The sequence below is a fragment of the Sphaerisporangium aureirubrum genome, assembly GCF_042658925.1.
GTDB lineage: Bacteria > Actinomycetota > Actinomycetes > Streptosporangiales > Streptosporangiaceae > Sphaerisporangium > Sphaerisporangium aureirubrum.
In genome coordinates this window covers 76,143-94,352 of sequence record NZ_JBHSRF010000026.1, presented here as the reverse complement: position 1 = coordinate 94,352, position 18,210 = coordinate 76,143, and the positions used below count along the sequence as shown (strand labels likewise).

At 72.9% G+C, this 18,210-nt stretch carries 19 protein-coding genes; 7 read left to right on the top strand and 12 right to left on the bottom strand.

The window, feature by feature from the left end:
• Positions 1-465: 465 nt before the first annotated feature.
• From ACFP1K_RS19215 to ACFP1K_RS19195, 5 genes are all read right to left on the bottom strand, one after another.
• Positions 466-1,191, bottom strand: a complete 726-nt coding sequence (locus tag ACFP1K_RS19215; RefSeq protein ID WP_380755080.1) for a glycosyltransferase family 2 protein — start codon at positions 1,189-1,191, stop codon at positions 466-468.
• A gap of 648 nt (positions 1,192-1,839) precedes the next feature.
• Positions 1,840-2,190 carry an STAS domain-containing protein gene (locus tag ACFP1K_RS19210; RefSeq protein ID WP_380755077.1) on the bottom strand — a complete coding sequence of 117 codons (351 nt, stop codon included), beginning with the start codon at positions 2,188-2,190 and terminating at the stop codon, positions 1,840-1,842.
• A gap of 367 nt (positions 2,191-2,557) precedes the next feature.
• Positions 2,558-2,770 carry a hypothetical protein gene (locus tag ACFP1K_RS19205; RefSeq protein WP_380755074.1) on the bottom strand — a complete coding sequence of 71 codons (213 nt, stop codon included), beginning with the start codon at positions 2,768-2,770 and terminating at the stop codon, positions 2,558-2,560.
• A 43-nt stretch (positions 2,771-2,813) separates the two neighbouring features.
• Positions 2,814-3,944 (bottom strand): sensor histidine kinase, encoded by a 1,131-nt coding sequence (locus ACFP1K_RS19200; protein WP_380755071.1) that lies wholly within the window; start codon positions 3,942-3,944, stop codon positions 2,814-2,816.
• Positions 3,945-3,966: 22 nt separating this feature from the next.
• Positions 3,967-4,671 (bottom strand): response regulator transcription factor, encoded by a 705-nt coding sequence (locus ACFP1K_RS19195; protein ID WP_380755068.1) that lies wholly within the window; start codon positions 4,669-4,671, stop codon positions 3,967-3,969.
• 277 nt (positions 4,672-4,948) lie between these two features.
• On the opposite strand from ACFP1K_RS19195, the gene ACFP1K_RS19190 reads away from it, so the two are divergent.
• The 4 genes from ACFP1K_RS19190 (at position 4,949) to ACFP1K_RS19175 (ending at position 7,470) form a co-directional block, all read left to right on the top strand.
• Positions 4,949-5,116, top strand: a complete 168-nt coding sequence (locus ACFP1K_RS19190; RefSeq protein ID WP_380755065.1) for a hypothetical protein — start codon at positions 4,949-4,951, stop codon at positions 5,114-5,116.
• Positions 5,117-5,120: 4 nt separating this feature from the next.
• A complete protein-coding gene (locus tag ACFP1K_RS19185; protein WP_380755061.1) occupies positions 5,121-5,408 on the top strand; it encodes a DUF6412 domain-containing protein in 288 nt (95 codons plus the stop codon).
• A gap of 119 nt (positions 5,409-5,527) precedes the next feature.
• Complete coding sequence (locus ACFP1K_RS19180; protein WP_380755058.1) at positions 5,528-6,184, top strand: YidC/Oxa1 family membrane protein insertase; 657 nt, start codon at positions 5,528-5,530, stop codon at positions 6,182-6,184.
• An 86-nt stretch (positions 6,185-6,270) separates the two neighbouring features.
• On the top strand, positions 6,271-7,470 hold the full coding sequence (locus ACFP1K_RS19175) for an arginine deiminase (RefSeq protein WP_380755053.1): 1,200 nt from the start codon (positions 6,271-6,273) through the stop codon (positions 7,468-7,470).
• Here ACFP1K_RS19175 and ACFP1K_RS19170 read toward each other — a convergent pair.
• Together ACFP1K_RS19170 and ACFP1K_RS19165 are read right to left on the bottom strand one after the other, a co-directional pair.
• Positions 7,453-7,887, bottom strand: coding sequence for an ATP-binding protein (locus ACFP1K_RS19170; RefSeq protein WP_380755050.1), 435 nt, complete (start codon positions 7,885-7,887; stop codon positions 7,453-7,455). The genes ACFP1K_RS19175 and ACFP1K_RS19170 overlap by 18 nt on opposite strands.
• Before the next feature lie 149 nt (positions 7,888-8,036).
• Positions 8,037-9,932 (bottom strand): PAS domain-containing sensor histidine kinase, encoded by a 1,896-nt coding sequence (locus ACFP1K_RS19165; protein WP_380755046.1) that lies wholly within the window; start codon positions 9,930-9,932, stop codon positions 8,037-8,039.
• Positions 9,933-10,121: 189 nt separating this feature from the next.
• Between ACFP1K_RS19165 and ACFP1K_RS19160 the strand changes: the two genes are divergently transcribed.
• Positions 10,122-10,682, top strand: a complete 561-nt coding sequence (locus ACFP1K_RS19160) for a methylated-DNA--[protein]-cysteine S-methyltransferase (RefSeq protein ID WP_380755043.1) — start codon at positions 10,122-10,124, stop codon at positions 10,680-10,682.
• Here the strand turns inward: ACFP1K_RS19160 and ACFP1K_RS19155 are convergent.
• The 5 genes from ACFP1K_RS19155 to ACFP1K_RS19135 form a co-directional block, all read right to left on the bottom strand.
• Positions 10,597-11,967, bottom strand: a complete 1,371-nt coding sequence (locus ACFP1K_RS19155) for a purine-cytosine permease family protein (protein ID WP_380755040.1) — start codon at positions 11,965-11,967, stop codon at positions 10,597-10,599. The two genes, ACFP1K_RS19160 and ACFP1K_RS19155, sit on opposite strands and share 86 nt — an antisense overlap.
• A gap of 141 nt (positions 11,968-12,108) precedes the next feature.
• On the bottom strand, positions 12,109-12,432 hold the full coding sequence (locus ACFP1K_RS19150; protein ID WP_380755037.1) for a rhodanese-like domain-containing protein: 324 nt from the start codon (positions 12,430-12,432) through the stop codon (positions 12,109-12,111).
• A gap of 59 nt (positions 12,433-12,491) precedes the next feature.
• Positions 12,492-13,370: an Fpg/Nei family DNA glycosylase gene (locus ACFP1K_RS19145; protein WP_380755035.1), complete on the bottom strand. Its 879-nt coding sequence runs from the start codon at positions 13,368-13,370 to the stop codon at positions 12,492-12,494.
• Between the two features lie 65 nt (positions 13,371-13,435).
• On the bottom strand, positions 13,436-13,960 hold the full coding sequence (locus tag ACFP1K_RS19140; RefSeq protein ID WP_380755031.1) for a DM13 domain-containing protein: 525 nt from the start codon (positions 13,958-13,960) through the stop codon (positions 13,436-13,438).
• A gap of 173 nt (positions 13,961-14,133) precedes the next feature.
• Positions 14,134-15,504, bottom strand: a complete 1,371-nt coding sequence (locus tag ACFP1K_RS19135) for an LCP family protein (protein WP_380755028.1) — start codon at positions 15,502-15,504, stop codon at positions 14,134-14,136.
• Between the two features lie 285 nt (positions 15,505-15,789).
• Between ACFP1K_RS19135 and ACFP1K_RS19130 the strand changes: the two genes are divergently transcribed.
• Together ACFP1K_RS19130 and ACFP1K_RS19125 are read left to right on the top strand one after the other, a co-directional pair.
• Positions 15,790-17,154, top strand: coding sequence for a hemolysin family protein (locus tag ACFP1K_RS19130; protein ID WP_380755025.1), 1,365 nt, complete (start codon positions 15,790-15,792; stop codon positions 17,152-17,154).
• Positions 17,151-18,197: a hemolysin family protein gene (locus ACFP1K_RS19125; protein ID WP_380755021.1), complete on the top strand. Its 1,047-nt coding sequence runs from the start codon at positions 17,151-17,153 to the stop codon at positions 18,195-18,197. The genes ACFP1K_RS19130 and ACFP1K_RS19125 overlap by 4 nt, the downstream gene beginning before the upstream one ends.
• The last annotated feature ends 13 nt before the right edge of the window (positions 18,198-18,210 follow it).

The window sequence follows — 18,210 nt, the reverse complement described above, 5'->3', positions numbered from 1 at the left end:
CCGCGATCAGCCCCCCCACACAACCACCCCACCGCCCCCCTCCCCCCCGATCACCCGGCCACCCCGCGCACCCGCCCCACCATCTCCCGACCCCACCCGGCCACCTCCCGCACCCACCAAGCCATCCCCCGGACCTGCCCCGCCATCTCCCGACCCCGCCCGGCCATCTCCCGCAGCCGCCCGGCCGTCTTCCGAACCCATCCGGTCGGATGCCGCGGTCATGTGGTCGCTGTGCGGCCGGTCGGCCGCTCCAGGCGTCGGGAGGGCGTCTTCGGGCGTCACCCGGTCGTCTCCGGGGGTCATCGGTCGTCCTCGCGGTACGCGGGCACCTGGGGGCTCTCAGCGGTCGCGGGCTTCTGGTCGCCGCCGCGGGGAGTGGCCGCCGTGCGGCGGGGTGTGCCGTCCCGATTCACGGGACGATTCCAGCACATCACTGGGGAGTGCCGGGACGTCGCTCGTGGCTGGTCAGCGGCGGGTGGCGGGCAGGAGGGTGGTTACGGGGGTGCGCTGGGCCAGGGCCAGGCCGACGTCGCGGAACTGGCGGGCGCGGTGGACCTGGGCGTGCCAGTCGGTGCCGGTGGCGCGGTGGGCCATGTTCACCTCGACCTCGACGACACGGAAACCCTTGCGCAGCAGGTCGATCGTCATGCCGGTCTCGACGCCGAAACCCCGGGCGAGCGGACGGGCCGCCTCGAAGGCGGCGCGGGTCAGGCAGCGCTGGCCGTTGAGCGGCTGGGTGGCGTCCCAGCCGACGGCGCGGCGGATGCCGTCGCGGGCCAGGCGGACGACGAAGCCGTGGCCGCCGAGCTTGACGCGGGTGACGAAGGTCGCGATGGTCATGTCGGCGGTACCCGCGACCACCGGCTCGACCAGAGGCGCGGCCGCGGCCGCCGTCTCGGCGAGGTCCGCGTCCAGGAAGAGCAGATGGCGGGGCTCGCCTTCGTCGAAGAGCCGCACCGCCTCCGCGCCGCTCTCCATCGCCGCGGCCTTCCCCCGGTTGCGGCCGTGCCGCACCACCCGGGCCCCCGCCGCCTTGGCCACCTTCCCGGTGACGTCGGCCGACCCGTCGTCCACCACCACGACGAGCTCGGCCCCCGGAATCGTCAGCGCCGCCTCGACGGTGGCTCCGATCCGATCCCCTTCGTCCTTGGCCGGGATGACCACCGCGACCCCTACCGATGGACCGCTCATAACCCCTCGCCCGTTTTCCCGAAAGGCGACCGCCCGCCAACCGAACGCCCGCCGCCCCGCCACACAGCGGCACCGCCCCACGGTACCGGCATCCAACCCCCCCGACCCCTGAAACACCCCGCCGCCCTCCCCGTCCCCGGCCTCGCCGTCACGGCGCCGGTTCCCAGGACGGACCGCGAGGGGCACGAAGGACCGCGCCGGGCGGGTGGGGGGCGCCTGGGTCGGCACGCCGGGCGGGGACACCGGCCGAGAGCGCGAGCGGGGACGCCGAACGTGCCGTTGTTGCGGCGCCGGTTCGAGACGGATGCCGGGGGCGCGCCGGGCGGGTGGGGGCGCCTGGGGGTTGGCCGCCGGGTGGGGACACCGATCGGGGACGCCGGGTGGGGACACCGGGTGGGGACACCGGGTGGGGACACCGGGTGGGGACACCGGGTGGGGACACCGGCTGGGGACACCGGCTGGGGACACCGGCTGGGGACACCGGCTGGGGACACCGGCTGGGGACACCGGCTGGGGACGCCGAGTGGGGACGCCGGGTGTTTCGTCGTTGCGGGTCGGTTTGGGGGGAGGTTGGGGCGCCGGGGCGGTGCGGCGCCGGGGTGGCGCGCCGGGGGCGGCGCGGGATATGGGAGGGGGGAGGGAGTGGGACTAGTTGGGGTGGTCGGGGGTCAGGTAGGTGGGGGGGACGGTGTCGTGGACGGTGAAGACGGAGTCCAGACCCGTCACCTGGAGGATTTTGCGGACGGCGGGGCGAGGGGAGGCCACCTCCAGGACGCCGCCGCGTTCTCGCATTCGTTTCAGGGCTGACAGCAGGACGTTCATGCCGGTGGAGTCGCAGAACTCCACGCCGGACATGTCGATGACCACGCGGTCGGGACCGGCCTCCAGCAGGCGGGCGAACTCCGCCTGAAGACGAGGTGCGGTATATAGGTCGATTTCGCCGACGACCGTCAAGATAGCGTGGCCGGCATGTGATCGAGTCGAGACCTTGAGCTCCACAGCGGGCACACTAGCGCCGTACCGCCGCCGGGTCACGTTCTACCGCGATAACCGAAGAGTCGTCCGCCTGTTGTCCCCGGTTCCGCGCGCGCCGAAACGCTGCGTACGCAAAGCTTGACGCCATGCGACATCGGCTCGGCCGGAAGGGGGGAAGGCCCGGAACCTCCGTATCCGGTCGTCATCTGGAGGAGGAGGGGCGGGCGTGGACTGCGACGGGCCCGATACCGCGTATGAACACTGAACTACCCGAGGACCCCCGGCGGCACTGCATGCGGCAACGATTGGAGGCCATACTCGGCCGGTCGGAGCGGGCCCGCGCGTGGGGGGACGCCGCCCAGCCACTCCGTCCACTGCTCAACCGGGACGGCTACGTCCCGATCCGGACGCGGCTCACCGTCGACGACCTCGATCTGCTGGCGGGGGCGCGCACGGAGCTGAAGTGTTTCTCCGAGCTCGGCCTGCGGCTGCTCGACCTGCACCAGCCGAGGGACGCGGGGGGCATCACCAGCGACGCGGCCCACCCGATCCTGCGCTGCCGCAGCTGCATGTGGCGCTGGCCGTGCCCGACGTTCCGCGCCATGTGCGAGGCGCTGGACTCCCTGGCCGAGGCGAACAGGAACGGGTCAGGAGGCGGGCGGGACCGAGAGGGGGAGGCTGATCTCGAAGCGGCACCCAGGGCCTTCGTTGACGACGGCGATGGCGCCTTCGTGCGCTTCGACGATGCCGCGGGCGATGGCGAGCCCGAGCCCCGCGCCCCGATCGGGGCCAGGGGTCCGCGCGGCCTCGCCGCGGAAGGCCACGTCGAAGACCCGTGGTAGGTCGTCCTCGGGGATGCCGCCGCAGGCGTCGGCCACCGACAACCGCACGGTGCCGTCGTCCGCGGTGGCCCGCACCACCACGGCCCCGTCCTGGGGGGTGTGGCGGATCGCGTTGACCACGAGGTTGCGCAGCGCCCGCCCGAGCTCGGCGGCGTCGGCGTACACCGGCAGCACCGGCGGGGTCTCCCCCGTCAGCCGCACGCCCTTGGCCCTGGCCAGGGCCTCGACGCCCGCGAGCGCGTCGGCCACGAGATCGCCGAGGCCGACGCGGCGCGGGGTGAGCCGCAGCGCGCCCGCGTGGATGCGGGACAGCTCGAACAGGTCGTCCACCATGTGCGCGAGCCGGTCCACTTCGAGCCTGATCTGGTTGTGGTACCGCCGGACGGTCGCGGTGTCGTCGACCACCCCGTCCTCCAGCGCCTCCACCATGGCCCGCATGCCCGCGAGCGGGGTGCGCAGGTCGTGGCTGACCCAGGCGACCAGTTCGCGCCGCGCGCCCTCCAGCGCCCTCTCCCGTTCGTGGCCCTCGCGGAGCCGCTCGTACGCCTGGTCCAGGGCCCGCGCGATGGTGCGCAGCTCGGCGGGCAGCGGGCCGGGCGGCGGGGTGAACTCCAGGGACGACGACACCGCCTCGACCGAGACGACCAGCCGCCTGCTGGCGGCGACCACCTGACGCGCGACGACCAGGGCCACCCCGAGCCCGACCAGGCCGGCGATGGCGACCACGGTCAGCACGACGTCCTTGGGGTGCCCGTCAATGATCATCTCCATGGTGATCGCGACCACCCCCGCGAGCGTGGCCGCGACGGTCACCACGGCGACGACGGCCAGCATGACCCCGATGGAACGGCCGCGCAGCAGCCACAGCACCGAGAGGCCGAGCGCCGCGATCAGCAGCCCGAGGCTCGCGGTGACCGCGATGATCTGGAGGATCACGGCCGGTGGGCGGCGGGCCGGCTCACGGCGCCACCGGTTCGTAGCGGTACCCGACGCCCCAGACGGTGACGATCCGCCGCGGCGCGGTCGGGTCGGGCTCGATCTTCTCCCGCAGCCTGCGCACGTGCACGGTCACGGTGGACGAGTCGCCGAACGACCATCCCCAGACCTGGTCGAGCAGCGCGGCCCGGCTGAACGCCTGCCGGGGGTTACGCATGAGGTAGGCCAGCAGGTCGTACTCCCGCGCGGTCAGCGTGATCTCGTGCCCGCCGAGCCGCACCTCGTGCGCCCCGACGTCCACCACCAGGTCGGCGTCCCGCAGCACGCCGGTGCCCGTGGTGACTAGGGCGCCGCGGGCCCTGCGCAGCACGGACTGCACGCGCAGCGCCAGCTCGCGGGGGCTGAACGGCTTGGTGACGTAGTCGTCGGCGCCGGTCTCCAGGCCCACGACGCGGTCGATCTCCTCACCGAGCGCGGTGAGCATGATGACGGGGACCGGCCAGCGTTCCCGCAGCTTCTTGCAGACCTGGAGGCCGTCCATGCCGGGCAGCATCAGGTCGAGCACGAGCAGGTCGGGCGGGTCGGCGAGGGCCCGGCGCAGCGCCTCGGCGCCGTCGCCGACACTCTCCACCTTGTGCCCGTCGCGTTCCAGGTATTTGACGACGACCTCCGCCACGGTGGGGTCGTCGTCCACCACCAGGATCCGGGCCGGCGGCGACGCGCTCATCACCGCTCCACCCCGTCCGCCTCGTCGCGACGCCCGGAGGCCGGCGGACCACCGGCCGGCCGGGCCCGGTGAAGAACTGTGGCTTCGGCCATGGAAGGCGGCTCTCCCCTCCGCTCGTCGGCCCGGTCCCGGGACACCAGATCTCCACCGTAGAGCCGATCTGGTGCGTTCCACGAACTCCGTCACCACTTCGTAAGCGGGCCGCGGCAAGGTCACGATCTCACCCATTGATCGCCGATCCCTCGCGGCGGGCCCCGGCACGACGTACCTTCTGCATATGGCCCGCATCGTGTTGTCCATCCTCGGCGTCCTCCTCGCGGTGTACGTGGTGTTCGGACTGCTGATCCCCGCGCTGTTCGGCATCGTCAAGGTGCTGCTCATCATCGGCGTCATCGCCCTTGTCGCGGTCGCGGCCGTGACGGTCGTGGGCAAGCTCTCCAAGTGACCCGATGACCCTCCTCGGCTCGGCCGTCGCGCTGCTCGCGCAGCTCGTCGCGGGGCAGACCAGCCCGGCGACGCTGACGGCGGTCGGCCTGGTGGGGGTCACCCTGCTCCTGCTCGCCTGGGCGGTGCGCCGCCCGGCGGTGCCGCACGCCACGGCCCCGGCCGTCAGGTTCCGCCAGGGCGCCGAGCACGTCCCGTTCGTACGGCTGCTTCATCCGGCCGCGGCGGGCCGCCCGCGCCCGAGAGCGCCGTCCCCCGGTCCCGCGCCCGTCGCGCGTCCCGGCACGCCTTAGTCAGGCCGCCGCCCCGGCACGCGGAGCGTGCCCCGCGGCCGTCACGGCTGTTTCCCGCGCCGGTTCCCGGCGGGTGCTTTCGTCTCGTCCATCTCCGACGGCGAAGGGACCCTTCCGTCATGTTCGACATCGTTCTCGAATCCGTATACCGGCTCATCACCGCCCTCGGCTCGCTCACCGGGCCCGCTCTCGCGATCGTCCTGTTCACCCTGGCCGTGCGGCTGCTGCTGCTGCCGCTCACCCTGCGCCAGGCCGCCGCCGCGAAGGCGCGGCTGCGCCTCGCGCCGAAGGTGGAGGCGCTCAGGAAGCGCTTCGCCCGCGACCCCGAGCGGATGATGCGGGAGACCTCCGCGCTGTACCGCGCGGCGGGCACGTCGATGTTCGCCGGGCTGCTGCCCGGCCTGGCACAGGCGCCGTTCTTCCTGGTCACCTACCGCGTCTTCCTGTCGGCCACCATCGCGGGGCACCCCAACCTGCTGCTCGCGCAGAGCGCGCTCGGGGTGCCGCTCGGCGAGCACTTCGCCGTCGCGGTGGCGGGGGGAGGCCTGTTCGGCGCCCCGGCGCTGGTCTTCCTCGGGCTGTTCGCCCTGCTGGCCGTCGTGGCGTGGGTGGTCTCGCGCCGGATGGGGGAGGTGCAGCCGCGGGTGTTGCGGCTGCTGCCGTTCGGCACGGTGGTGTTCGCCGCGTTCGTCCCCCTGGCCGCGGTCCTGTACCTGCTGGTCAGCACGGCGTGGGCGGCGGCGGAGCGGGTTCTGCTGTACCCGCGGCCCGCCTGACCGCGGCCCCGGCTCTCCGCCGGGGCGCGCCGTCCCATTACCGTTGAAGGTCGGAAACGCGCGCCCGGCGGGGAGAGGACCGAACCATGAACGGTGCCGACAGCGAGGTCGGACGGCTGGCGACGGTGATGCTGCACCGCCCGGGTGCCGAGCTCAAACGGCTCACCCCGCGCAACAGCGACAAACTGCTGTTCGACGCGATCCCGTGGGTGGGCCGGGCCCAGGAGGAGCACGACGCGTTCGCCGAGGCGCTGCGCGACCACGGGGTCGAGGTGCTCTACCTGACCGAGCTGCTCCAGGACACCCTGGAGTACGAGGCGGCCCGCGAGGAGATCATCCCGGCGGTGCTGGCGGACCGGCAGCTCGGCGACCGGCTGGCGCAGCTCACCCGGCGCCACCTGGAAGGCATGGACCCCGAGGACCTCGCCCAGACGCTGATCTCGGGGCTGGCCCGTGAGGAGCTGAAGACCGGCCGCGGCCTGGTGTTCGACCTGATGGACCGGCACGACTTCGTCGTCGACCCGCTGCCCAACCTGCTGTTCACCCGGGACTCCAGCGTGTGGATCGGCGACCGGGTCGCGGTGACCAGCCTCGCCATGCCCGCCCGCGCCCGGGAGAGCCTGCTCACCCGGCTGATCTACACCCATCACCCGAGGTTCGCCGGGATCGAGCACCTGTACGAGCCGTGGCTGGAGCACCTGGAGGGCGGCGACGTGCTGCTGATGGCGCCGGGCGTCATCGCGGTCGGGACCGGGGAGCGCACGACCCCGGCGGGGGTGGAGCGCCTGTGCCGCCGGGTGTTCGCCATGGGCCTCGCGCACACCGTGCTGGCCGTGCCGATCGCCCAGCAGCGGGCGACCATGCACCTCGACACCATCTGCACGATGGTCGACGTGGACACCGTGGTGATGTACCCGCCGGTGGCCTATTCGCTTCAGGCCCACACGGTGACGATGACCGCCGACGACGAGTTGCGCGTCGCCGAGCCCCGGCCGTTCCTGGAGGCGGCGGCGCGCGCGATGGGGATCGAGCGGGTGAAAGTGATCGACACCGGCCTGGACCCGGTGACCGCCGAGCGGGAGCAGTGGGACGACGGGAACAACACGCTGGCGCTGGCGCCGCGGGTCGCGGTGGCGTACGAGCGGAACGTGGAGACCAACGCGCGCCTGGAGGCGGCCGGGGTCAAGGTGATCAGGATCGCGGGCAGCGAGCTGGGAAGCGGCCGAGGCGGGCCTCGGTGCATGTCATGCCCTATCAGCCGGGAACCGCTATCCGCACTCGCGTAGAATTCCCATTTCGGGCGCCCTGATTTGTGGTTCCAGCACCGGGACCGGGGCCGGCAATACCGCCCAGACAGTGGTCACTTCTCCGTCATGCCGCACGCCCCACCGAGTGGCGAGGAATTCGACGATGCCGAGCCCGCGTCCGCCGAGCGAGGAAAGGGCGGGCCGTCCGGCGCGGGGTTCGGTCGCCGCGCCGCCGTCGCTCACCGTCACCTCCAGGTGGTCGTCGGCCCAGTCCCAGGTGGCCATGATCTGGCCGGACGGCAGCGGATGCGCGTGTCGTAGCGCGTTGCTGAGCAGTTCGCTCACCACCAGGATGGCGTCCTCGACCGCGGAGTCGAACACTCCGCGTTCCGCGAGATCGGCACTGAGTCGACGTCGGGCGAGCGCGACGCTGGTCGGCGCATACGGCAACAGCACGACGCCCTCACTTCCCCGATCCCTGCATTCCCCCAGAGGAAACACATCCCAGTAAGACCGAAATGCCCCGTTGACTGGTCAGGGAAACCGCGTCGCGATCACAGCTTGTGCAGAAACGACAATAGGCGAAGGCAACCGTTACCGGCTCGTTACCGCTTCGGTGTGTCGGATTCGATATAGGCGTCACTCGCGGCCAGAACGAAACGCATTCGCGTGCCGCCACCGGGCCGCGGATGCGCCGTCACGTCCCCGCCCTGCGCCCTGGCGAGACTGCGCGCGATGTAAAGCCCGAGTCCGACTCCGCCGAACCGGCGCCGGTCGCCGCTGTCGGCCTGGACGAACCGCTCGAACACCCGATCGCGGTCGTCCGGCGCGATGCCCACGCCTTCGTCGTCCACGGCGAGCACCACGTGGTCGTCCTCCCGCCAGACGGCGACCCGGATCAGCCCGCCGTCCGGCGAGTACTTGAAAGCGTTCTCCAGGAGCTGGCCAAGAAGGATGTCGGTGGCCAGCGTGTCGCCGTCCACCGGCGGCAGGCCGGACGGGATGTCCACCTCGACCTGGTGCTTGTCCGACAGGGCGGTCATGCCGAGCGTGGCGGCCCGGACGCGTTCCCCGAGGTCGAAGCTCTCGACGCGGACCTTCAGTTCCTTGGCGCCGGCCCGCGCGCCGAGCAGCAGGTGGTCCATGAGCTGGCCGAGCGAGCGGGACCGCTCGGCGATGGTGCGCACGGCCGAGCGCCGCTCGACGTCCGACATCTTGTCCCAGCGCGCGTCCAGCGTGCTGGCGAATCCCTGCACGACGGTGATCGGGGTGCGCAGCTCGTGGCTGGTGGTGGCCAGGAAGAGGTCCTTGGCCTCCTCCAGCTCCTTGGCCCTGGTCACGTCCCGGAAGTCGACCACCACCTCGGCGGTCTCGGCGATCTCGGCGCTCACCACGTCCAGCCAGCGGCCGGACGGCAGCTGGGTGGTGAGCTTCTCACCCGGCGCGGGCAGCGGGAACGGCGGCCGGCCGCCGATGACCTCGGCGGCGGGCAGACCGGTCAGCTCCTCGGCGGCGGGGTTCCACTGGCGCACGAAACCGGACTCGTCCAGCACCGCGATGCCGTCGGCGCTGGCGTCCACCACCGCGCGCTCGTGCGCCCGCTGCCGCACCGCGTCCTGGTACGCCATGGCGTTGCCGAGCGCGATGCCGGCGTGCCCGGCGAGCAGCTCCAGCAGCTCCAGCTCGATGTGACCGGCCTTGTGCTGGGCGAACAGCGCGTACAGCGCGCCGTACGGACGCCCGCCCACCGCGGCGACGCCGAGCGCGATGGTGTGCAGGCCGGGTAGTTCCGACCAGATCAGCTCGTCCAGCATGGCCTGGTCGCCGGTCTCCAGCAGCACGGTCTTGCCGGTGCGCAGCAGCTTGCCGACCAGGCTGGTGCGCAGGTCGGCGGTGGCGCCGCGCAGGTCGCCCGGCAGGCCGTGCGTGCTGACCAGCCGCAACCGCCCGTTCTCGATCAGCACGAAGCCCCCGGCGTCGGCCCCGGTGAGCTCGGTGAGGCTCTCGGCGATGCGGTCCAGGACGTGCGGGAGCTCCAGCTCGGCGTTGATGTCGGCCACCACGTCGGTGAGGCGCCGCACCAGACGGGCCCGGCGGGCGCCGCGTTCCCGGGCCGCGCGGTCGTCGTCGACCGGGTGGTAGACGCTGACGTACCCGAGCAGCGCGCCGCCGTCGGAGCGCAGGGCGCTGATGTCCACCCCGACGTCGAGCAGCGCGCCGTCCTTGCGGAAGCGTTTGGTGCGCAGAGACACCGGGCCGCCGGTGCGGGCGCGTTCCAGCACCGCGTTGTGCTCGGCCATCAGCTCGTCGGGGACGATCGGCGCCCGCCGCCCGGTCAGCTCGGCGGCGTCCCACCCGAACAGGTGCTCGGCGGCGGGGTTCCAGGCAAGGACGGAGAGATCGCGGTCGAGCGCCACGACGGCGCTGGCGGAGCAGGCGACGACGGCGCGGGCGAGGCCGTCGTCGGCGTTCGCCACCATCTGCTCGCTGTCGTCGCTCATGGCCTCCATCGTGCCTGTTTTCCGTCGCCGTCTCGCCGGGTTTCGCTGTGCGAATCATCGCATTCCTCGCACCGACCGCCATGTGACCGCCGGGGCGGGGTGCCGGCGACATGCCGTCGATCAGCCCAGGGCCGTCTTCGGCCTCCGCTCCGCTACGCTGCCGGTAGCGGGGACCGGGGAGGGGTGGTCATGACTGCGGGCGACCTGGAGGCCCTGGTACGGCTGACCGCCCCCGGTTACGTGGGCGAGACTCCTCCCGAGGTCGCGTTCGGCATGACCGACACCCCCGTGGGACGGCTGGCGCTGGCGGTGACCGGGCGCGGCCTGGTCGCGTGCAGCTACGAGGACGAACACACCGTCTTCGCCCGGATCACCCGGGCCCTCGGCACGTTCATCGGCCCCGACCCCCGGCGGCTGGACCCTGTGCGGCGCCAGATCGACGCGTACTTCTCCGGCAGGCTGCGGGCGTTCACCGTTCCGGTGGACCTCCGCCTCGCCACGCCGTTCGCCCGCACGGTGCTCCAGATGACCATGGCCATCCCGTACGGCAGCCTCACCACCTATCCGGAGATAGCGGAGCGCATGGGCCGCCCGCAGGCGCTGCGCGCCATCGGCAACGCGCTGACGGCCGACCCGGTCTGCGTCATCGTGCCCTGCCACCGGGTCATCGAGGCGCCGGGTCGTCTCGGGAAGTACGCCGGGGGTCTCGCCGCGAAGGAGCGGCTGCTCCGCCTGGAAGGAACCGTGTGACGAGCGTCACCAGCGCGGCCACCAGGAAAGCCGCCAGCGCCGCGTTCATCCACGGCTGACGCTCGAACCCCACGGACTCCCGCACCGTGGCCCACCACGCGTCCCACGGGTCGAGCGTCGGCACCGCCGTGACCAGCCAGTAGGCCACGAAGCCGAGCACCCACGGCACGATCATCACCCACCGGGCGGGGGCGGCGGCGGAGGTGTCCCAGCGGGCGGACCCGCCGAGCAGGAAGTAGTCCACCGCGAGCACGGCGAACATCGGCACGAACACCGCGCCGATCACACCGAGGAAGGCGCCGTAGGAGTTCACGTCGGCGAACAGCGCGATCACCGTGGTCAGCGCGCCGACCGCGACGGACAGCACGCGCCGGTCCACCCGCGGCATCAGGTTCTGCAGGGACATCGCGGTGGAGTACACGTTGGCGAACGACTGGTCGGTCTCCCGCAGCACCAGCACGCCGAAGAACAGCCCGCCGAGCGGCACCGCGACGAACGCCTCCCACACCCGGCCGGGGTCGTTGCCCACCAGGGCGAGCGCCAGGATGCCGAGCACCAGGCAGGCCACCTGGGCGATCGTGTACCCGGTCACCACCCCGCCGAAGGCCGCCCGGCCGGAACGCGAGTGCCGGGCGTAGTCGGCGGCCACCGGCACCCAGGAGACCGACAACGCGATCACGTAGTCCACGGCCGGGGCGAAGGCCGTCCAGCTCCCGGTGCCGAGGCTCGGCGCCTGGCGGACCAGCGCGACCGTGAGCCAGATCATCGCGACCACCACGCCCGCGGTGACGAACCGGCGCAGCAGGCGGATCATGCCGAGCGGCCGGATGGTCAGCCCGACGGTCAGCGCCCCCGCCGCGACCACCCAGATCTGGTACGGCACCGCGTCCCCGAAGATCGCCTGCGCCCCGGTGGCGATCACCCACAGCTCGAAGGCCCCCCAGCCGAACATCTGCACGATGTTGAGGACGGTGGGCACGTACGACAGCCGGGCGCCGAACAGGCCGCGCAGCAGCACCATCGCCGGGGCGCCGGTCCGCGCGCCGGGCACGGCGGCCAGGCCGACCATGGCCGTGCCGATCAGGCTGCCCACCACCGCGGCGAGCACGGCCGCGCCGATGCCGAGCGGCGCGCCGCCGAGCGGGTCGAGCAGCAGAAGGGCCCCGGAGAACCCGAGGAGGCTCACCCCGAGGTTGGCCCAGAAGGCCCCCTGGTCGAGGGCGCCGAGGGTCTTCGGCGGAGCCTGGTCGAGTGTCAGCGGGGCTTCATCGACGGCGGCCGTCATCGCACGCTCCCTACGCCGGCATTACCCGGACAGGTTCGGCGGTCGGCGGCGCGCCCAGTCACGCTGGGAACCGCCCTCTCAGCCCGGTCGCGCCCGAGCTCCCGCGGTAATGGAGTTTGACCGAATTATTACATTCGTCCGCTAGGCCACGAAGGGCCGCCCCCCATGATCGGCCACCATCGGGCGTCCGGCGGCGGCCCACGACTGCATCCCGCCGCCGACGTTGACGGCCTCGCGGCCCACGTGGTTGAGCCACGCGGTGGCACTGGCCGAGCGGCCGCCCACCTTGCACACCACGTAGACGGGCACGCCCGCCGGGAGCTCGTCCACCCGCTGCTGCAGCATGCCGAGCGGGATGTGGACGGCGGTGGGCGCGTGGCCCGCCAGCCATTCGTCCGGCTCGCGCACGTCGAGCAGGAAGACGTCCTCGGGCACCGCACCGGCCTCGATCTCTGGCACGTTCATGCGACCATTGTCGCCGCTCCCGGTCGCGCGCGAGCCGCCGCCGCGTGGCGGACGCCGGCCTACTTGAGCAGGCGGGACATCCGGCGGTCGGCCAGCGGCTTGCCCCCGGTCTGGCACGTGGGGCAGTACTGCAGCGAGGAGTCGGCGAACGACACCTCTCTGATCGTGTCGCCGCACACGTCGCAGATCTCGCCGGCGCGGCCGTGCACCCGCAGGCCCGACCTCTTCTCGGCCTTGAGGTCCTTGGCGGCCATGCCGCGCGAGCGCTCCATGGCCTCGCGCAGGGTGGTGACGATCGCCTCGTGCAGGCGGGCCGTCTCGTCGGCCGTCAGCGAGCCCGCGATCTTGAAGGGCGACATGCGCGCCGCGTGCAGCACCTCGTCGGAGTAGGCGTTGCCGATGCCCGCGATCACCTTCTGGTCGCGCAGCAGGCCTTTGATCTGGGTACGGCTGCCGCCGAGGATCGCGCCGAGCGCCTCGGCGGTGAAGTCGGACGCCAGAGGGTCCGGGCCGAGGCTCGCGATGCCGGGCACGTCGGCGGGGTCGCGGACGACGTACACGGCCAGCCGTTTCTGGGTGCCCGCCTCGGTGAGCTCGAAGCCCGGCGCCAGGCCGTCGTCGTCCGGCGCCAGCCGCACCCGCACCGCCAGCGGGCCCTTGCCCGGCCGCACCGGCTTGGCGGCGGACAGGTCGTCGCGCCAGCGCAGCCAGCCGCCCCTGGCCAGGTGCGTGATGAAGTGCAGGCCGTCACAGTCGAGGTCGAGGAACTTGCCGTACCGGGCCACGCCGGTCACCGTCAGCCCGCCGAGCGCCGAAGGGGGAGGATCCACCGTCTTCAGCGCCTGGAAGGCGACCACCTCGACCACCGCGATCTGGCGACCGGCGGCGCGCTCGCGCAGGAACACGGCGAGCGACTCCACTTCGGGAAGCTCCGGCATGGCCTCACCCTAACCGCCGCGCGGGGATGCCGCCCCCCCGGCGGCATCCCGGTCCGTCCCCCTGATCAGGCCTTCAACGCGGCGGCGCCGAAGGAGACGGCGAACCTGCGGCACCAGATGGTCACGCTGGTCAGCTCGCCGAGGTCGGCGTCGGCCGGGATCGCGTAGTTGGCGTTGCCCTGGTTGCCCTTGAGCGCGCCGAGCTCCACCCACGCGCCGTCGTCGAAGACCCGCCACCCAGCCGTGCCCTCCTTGACCGGCTGGTCGCTGAGCCACACCCGCAGGTCGGGGCCGTCGGAGGTGTCGAGGTCCTCGACACGCAGCACCCGGCTGCCGTCGGCAAGCCGCAGGATCCGTGCCGTGCCCGAGGTGGCGTGCTCGTGCGAGACGAACCTCCCCGTTGCGATCACCTCGGGCGCGGCGGACTCGGTGGCTGGGGCGGAGGACTCGGCCCCGGCGACGGGGGGCGCCGCCGCGGCGGGCGGCACCGGCTCGTCCACCCGGACGGTGGTGAACAGCCGCCAGGGCTGGAACAGGTACAGGGCGCCGGCGAAGCCCAGCGCGAGCACGACGGCGGCCCCCCAGGTCACCGGGTGCCGAGCGATTCTTCTGACGTCCATCCTCCGCCGCGCGCGTCCCGGGCCGGGGCGCGCGCTCCCTCCCCTCCGTGGGACGCGAGCCGTGTCGTTCTCCAGCAGAGCACGTCACGGCCCACGATCCGGCGTGGTACGCGATTACGGAGTCCTTACAGGGACGAGCCGGGCTATTTGCTGAGGACGTCCTTCGGCACGGGCTTGTCCTCCGCGAGGGAGTTGAACAGCCGCAGGGCCCGCTGGGTGTCCCACTTGACCACGGCCGCGTTGTTGATGGTCGGCAGCGAGCCGATGGGCACCGCCGTGGTGATCGGGTCGCCGCTCATCGCGAGGCCGAGGGACAGCAGGTCGAACGCGCCGGTGCCGGGGTCGACCGCGACCGAGTCGGTGGCGCTCGCGGCCAGCGGGATCGACCGGAACGGGTTGAGCAGCACGCCGGGGCTCGCGGCCTTCTTGACCACCGAGGCGAAGAACTGCCGCTGCCGCTGGGTGCGGTCGAAGTCCGGGATGTTGCCGGTCTTGCGGGTGCGCACGAAGCCGAGCGCGGTCCCGCCGTCCATGTCCTGGCAGCCCTTCTTCAGGTTGATCCCGGCCTTGGGGTCGTTGATGTTCTGCTTGACGCAGATGTTCACCCCGCCGATCGCGTCGACGATGCCGACGAACCCCCCGAACCCGATCTCCATGTAGTGGTCGAGCCGGATCCCCGTCACCTTCTCGACCGTCTTGGCCAGCAGCTTGGGGCCGCCGAAGGAGTACGCGGCGTTGAGCTTGTCGCTGCCGTGCCCGTCGATGGGCACGTAGGAGTCGCGGGGCAGGCTGACCAGGGTGGGCTTGCCGTCGCCGCTCGGCACGTGCAGGAGCATCATCGTGTCGGTGCGCTTGCCGCCCGCCCTGCCGGTGGCGAGCTTCCTGCGCTGCGCGGCCGTCAGCCCGGCCCGGCTGTCCGAGCCCACCAGCAGCCAGTCCTCGCCGGGGGTGGCGGCGGGACGGCCGTCGTAGTCGGTGAGCGCGTCGATCGGCTGGAGCCGGGAGTTGATCCAGAAGAAGCCGCCGACGGCGAGCACGACCAGCAGCACCACCAGGACCGCCACGACCCGCAGGATGATGCGGCCGGTGCGGCGCGGCGGCCGTGGCCCGCGGGCGCCGCGGCCCGGGTCGTCGGGCGGCAGGGGGCTCGCGGCGCCGGGCAGCGGCCGGACCGGAGCCTGGCCCGCGCGCGGCTTGCCGTAGACCTTGGACCTGCCGCGGGCTCGGTCGTCGCCGGAGGGGGACTCCGCGACCTGCGGCGCCTCGCCCGGCAGGACCCCCCGCATGGTCGGCTCGTTCGCGATGTCGGCGCCGCCCCGCCCGCTGCCGGCGGGCGCGCGGTACGCGGGCTGCCCGGCCGAGTAGGCGTCCCCACGCCCACCCCCCGGGGTGTGTCCGCCGCCCGGAGGGGCGGCCCACGGGTCCTGCGCGCCCCCGCCCGCCGGGCGCCGTACCGCCCGGGTCGCCTCGTTCGAGCCGACCTCGTCCGGCGTCCCCGGCCGATCTCCAGCCATGTTGCCCACCTTGTCGTTCCTCGTCCGGTGACCGGAGCCCCTCGTGCTTCGAAGTTACGCCGCGCCCCCGGGACGCGGGGCTCCGTCACCACAGTTTTCTCATGTAAAAGTACGCAGAGTCACACTAAGTCACCAACATTGCGCCCCCGGGAAACATTTGCGCACCCCTTGACCGTTACCGTTGACGACGACCTCTAGTGAAAGGACTGTCGTGTCCGCTCCGGACCCGTGGAGTACCCGCCCGTGCATAGGCACGGGTTCGATTCAACCGGGAGCGGCAGACCGGTGAACAGCATTCTCGGCCTGCCGGCCGTGTTACTCCTCACTCTCGCGACCGGATACTTCGTCGCCCAGGAGTTCGCGTACGTCGCCGTCGACCGCTCAACGCTCAAAGAACAGGCCGCGGCCGGGGACGCCGCCGCGGAGCGGGCGTTGCGCGTCACCGGCCGCCTTTCCTTCATGCTCTCCGGCGCGCAGCTCGGCATCACCGTCTCCACGCTGCTCGTCGGCTTCGTCACCGAGCCCGCCCTCACCCCGCTGATCAGCCCGGCCCTGTCGGCCGCCGGGGTGCCCGAGGGCGCGATCCGCGGCCTGTCGGTGGCGCTCGGCCTGGTCGCCGCCACGATCGTCCAGATGGTCCTCGGCGAGCTGGCGCCGAAGAACCTCGGCATCGCCAGGCCCGAGGCGCTGGCCAAGTGGCTGTCCCGCTCCACCCTGGTCTACCTGGCGGTCGCCGGTCCGGTGATCCGCCTGTTCGACGCGGCGGCCACCCGGCTGCTGCGCCTGGTCGGCGTCGAGCCGGTCGAGGAGATCGAGCACGGCGCCACCCCCGAGGAGCTGTCCCGGATCATCGCCGAGTCCGAGGCCTCGGGCGCCCTGTCGCAGCGCCTGTCCGACCTGCTGGAGCGTGCCCTGGAGTTCGGCGACCGCACGGCGGAGGACGTCATGGTGCCGCGCCCCCGCGTGGTCTCCCTGCGCGCCGGGCGCCCCGCGTCCGACCTGCTGATGGCGGTCCGCACGGCCGGGCACTCGCAGTACCCGGTCCTCGGCCCTGACGGCGACGTCGTCGGGGTGACCGGGCTGCGCGACTGGGTCCGCGCCCCCTCCCACGACGTGCCCATCGAGCGCATCGGCACGGCGCCGCTGCTGGTGCCCGCCACGCTGCCGCTGCCGGAGCTGCGCGAGCGCATGCGCGCGGCCGAGGGCGCGCTGGCGTGCGTCATCGACGAGTACGGCGGCCTGGCGGGCGTGGTGACCATGGAGGACCTCGCCGAGGAGCTGGTCGGCGAGCTGATGGACGAGAACGACCCCGACGCCGCCGCGGCGGTGGAGCACGGCGACGGCACCTGGGACGTGCCCGGCACGCTGCGCCTGGACGAGGTCGAGCGGGCGACCGGACTGCAGCTGCCCGAGAGCGAGGACTACGACACCGTGGCGGGTCTGATCATGGCGCGGCTCGGCCGGCTGGCCGAGCCTGGCGACGAGATCGCCGTGCCGCTGGTGCCGGACACCCACCTGCTGGAGGCGCACGGCCCGGAGGACTCCGACGTCGTGATCACCGTCCTCGAGGTGCAGCGCCGGGTGCCCGCCCGGGTGCGGCTGTCGCCCCGGGTCGCCGACCCCGCGTGGACCGGGGGTGAGGCACGGTGAACACGCTGACCGCCCTGCTGCTGGGCATCGTGCTGCTGATCGGCAACGGGCTGTTCGTCGCCGCCGAGTTCGCCGTGGTGTCCGCCAGGCGGCACCGCCTGGAGGAGGCCTCCGCCGGGAGCGGGCCGATCGCCCGCACCGCCGGGCGCGCGGCCCTGCGCAACGCGCGCGAGCTGTCCCTCATGCTCGCCGGGGCCCAGCTCGGCATCACGCTGTGCTCCCTCGGCCTCGCCATGGTCACCGAGCCGGCCATCGAGCACCTGCTCGAGCCGGTCTTCGGCTGGGTCGGCCTGCACGAGTCCGTGCGGCTCGCCGTGGCCTACGTGATCGCGCTGGCCGTCATCACGTTCCTGCACATGGTCATCGGGGAGATGGCGCCGAAGTCGTGGGCGCTGACCCACCCCGAGCGGGCCGCGATGGGGCTGGCGCTGCCGTTCCGCGGCTTCACCTGGATCGTCCGGCCGCTGCTGGCCGGCCTCAACGGCATCACCAACGGCCTGCTGAGGCTGTTCGGCGTGCACGCCAGGAACGAGCTGGAGACCACCAGGACCCCGCCCCAGCTCGCCATGCTGGTCGGGGAGTCGGCCCGGATGGGCCTGCTGGACCGGCACGAGCACGACCTGCTCACCCGGGCGCTGCGGGTGCAGTCCCTGCCCGTCGAGCGCCTGATGGTGCCGATCGCCCGCGCCGCCGCGGTGCCCGCGGGCGCGTCCTCCGCCGAGATCACCGACGCGGCCGCGCGCAGCGGCCACCTGCGCCTGGTGGTCAACGGCGGCACGCCGGAGGACGTCCGGGGCGTGCTGCACGTCCGCAGCGCCCTCGTCGAGCCCGGCAGGACGTCGGAGGAGCTGATGAGCCCGGCGCCGCGCCTCGGGGCGTCGACCACGATCCCCGAGGCCGTGGCACGGCTCCAGGACGCCCGCGCACATCTCGGTCTCGTCACGGATACGCGGGACCGGGTGGTGGGTCTGGTGAGCCTCAGCGACCTGATCGGCGAGCTGCTCGACACCCGGACGCCCCCGGTGGAGGCCCGCTCCGGATGAGCACGCGGAACCC

Coding starts and splice junctions, on each gene's coding strand:
- ACFP1K_RS19215 (WP_380755080.1), bottom strand. CDS start 1,191: ATGAGCGGTCCATCGGTAGGGGTCGCGGTGGTCATCCCGGCCAAGGAC.
- ACFP1K_RS19205 (WP_380755074.1), bottom strand. CDS start 2,770: ATGGCGCGGAACGTCGGGCACGGCCAGCGCCACATGCAGCTGCGGCAG.
- ACFP1K_RS19195 (WP_380755068.1), bottom strand. CDS start 4,671: ATGAGCGCGTCGCCGCCGGCCCGGATCCTGGTGGTGGACGACGACCCC.
- ACFP1K_RS19190 (WP_380755065.1), top strand. CDS start 4,949: ATGGCCCGCATCGTGTTGTCCATCCTCGGCGTCCTCCTCGCGGTGTAC.
- ACFP1K_RS19185 (WP_380755061.1), top strand. CDS start 5,121: ATGACCCTCCTCGGCTCGGCCGTCGCGCTGCTCGCGCAGCTCGTCGCG.
- ACFP1K_RS19180 (WP_380755058.1), top strand. CDS start 5,528: ATGTTCGACATCGTTCTCGAATCCGTATACCGGCTCATCACCGCCCTC.
- ACFP1K_RS19175 (WP_380755053.1), top strand. CDS start 6,271: ATGAACGGTGCCGACAGCGAGGTCGGACGGCTGGCGACGGTGATGCTG.
- ACFP1K_RS19165 (WP_380755046.1), bottom strand. CDS start 9,932: ATGAGCGACGACAGCGAGCAGATGGTGGCGAACGCCGACGACGGCCTC.
- ACFP1K_RS19160 (WP_380755043.1), top strand. CDS start 10,122: ATGACTGCGGGCGACCTGGAGGCCCTGGTACGGCTGACCGCCCCCGGT.
- ACFP1K_RS19155 (WP_380755040.1), bottom strand. CDS start 11,967: ATGACGGCCGCCGTCGATGAAGCCCCGCTGACACTCGACCAGGCTCCG.
- ACFP1K_RS19150 (WP_380755037.1), bottom strand. CDS start 12,432: ATGAACGTGCCAGAGATCGAGGCCGGTGCGGTGCCCGAGGACGTCTTC.
- ACFP1K_RS19145 (WP_380755035.1), bottom strand. CDS start 13,370: ATGCCGGAGCTTCCCGAAGTGGAGTCGCTCGCCGTGTTCCTGCGCGAG.
- ACFP1K_RS19135 (WP_380755028.1), bottom strand. CDS start 15,504: ATGGCTGGAGATCGGCCGGGGACGCCGGACGAGGTCGGCTCGAACGAG.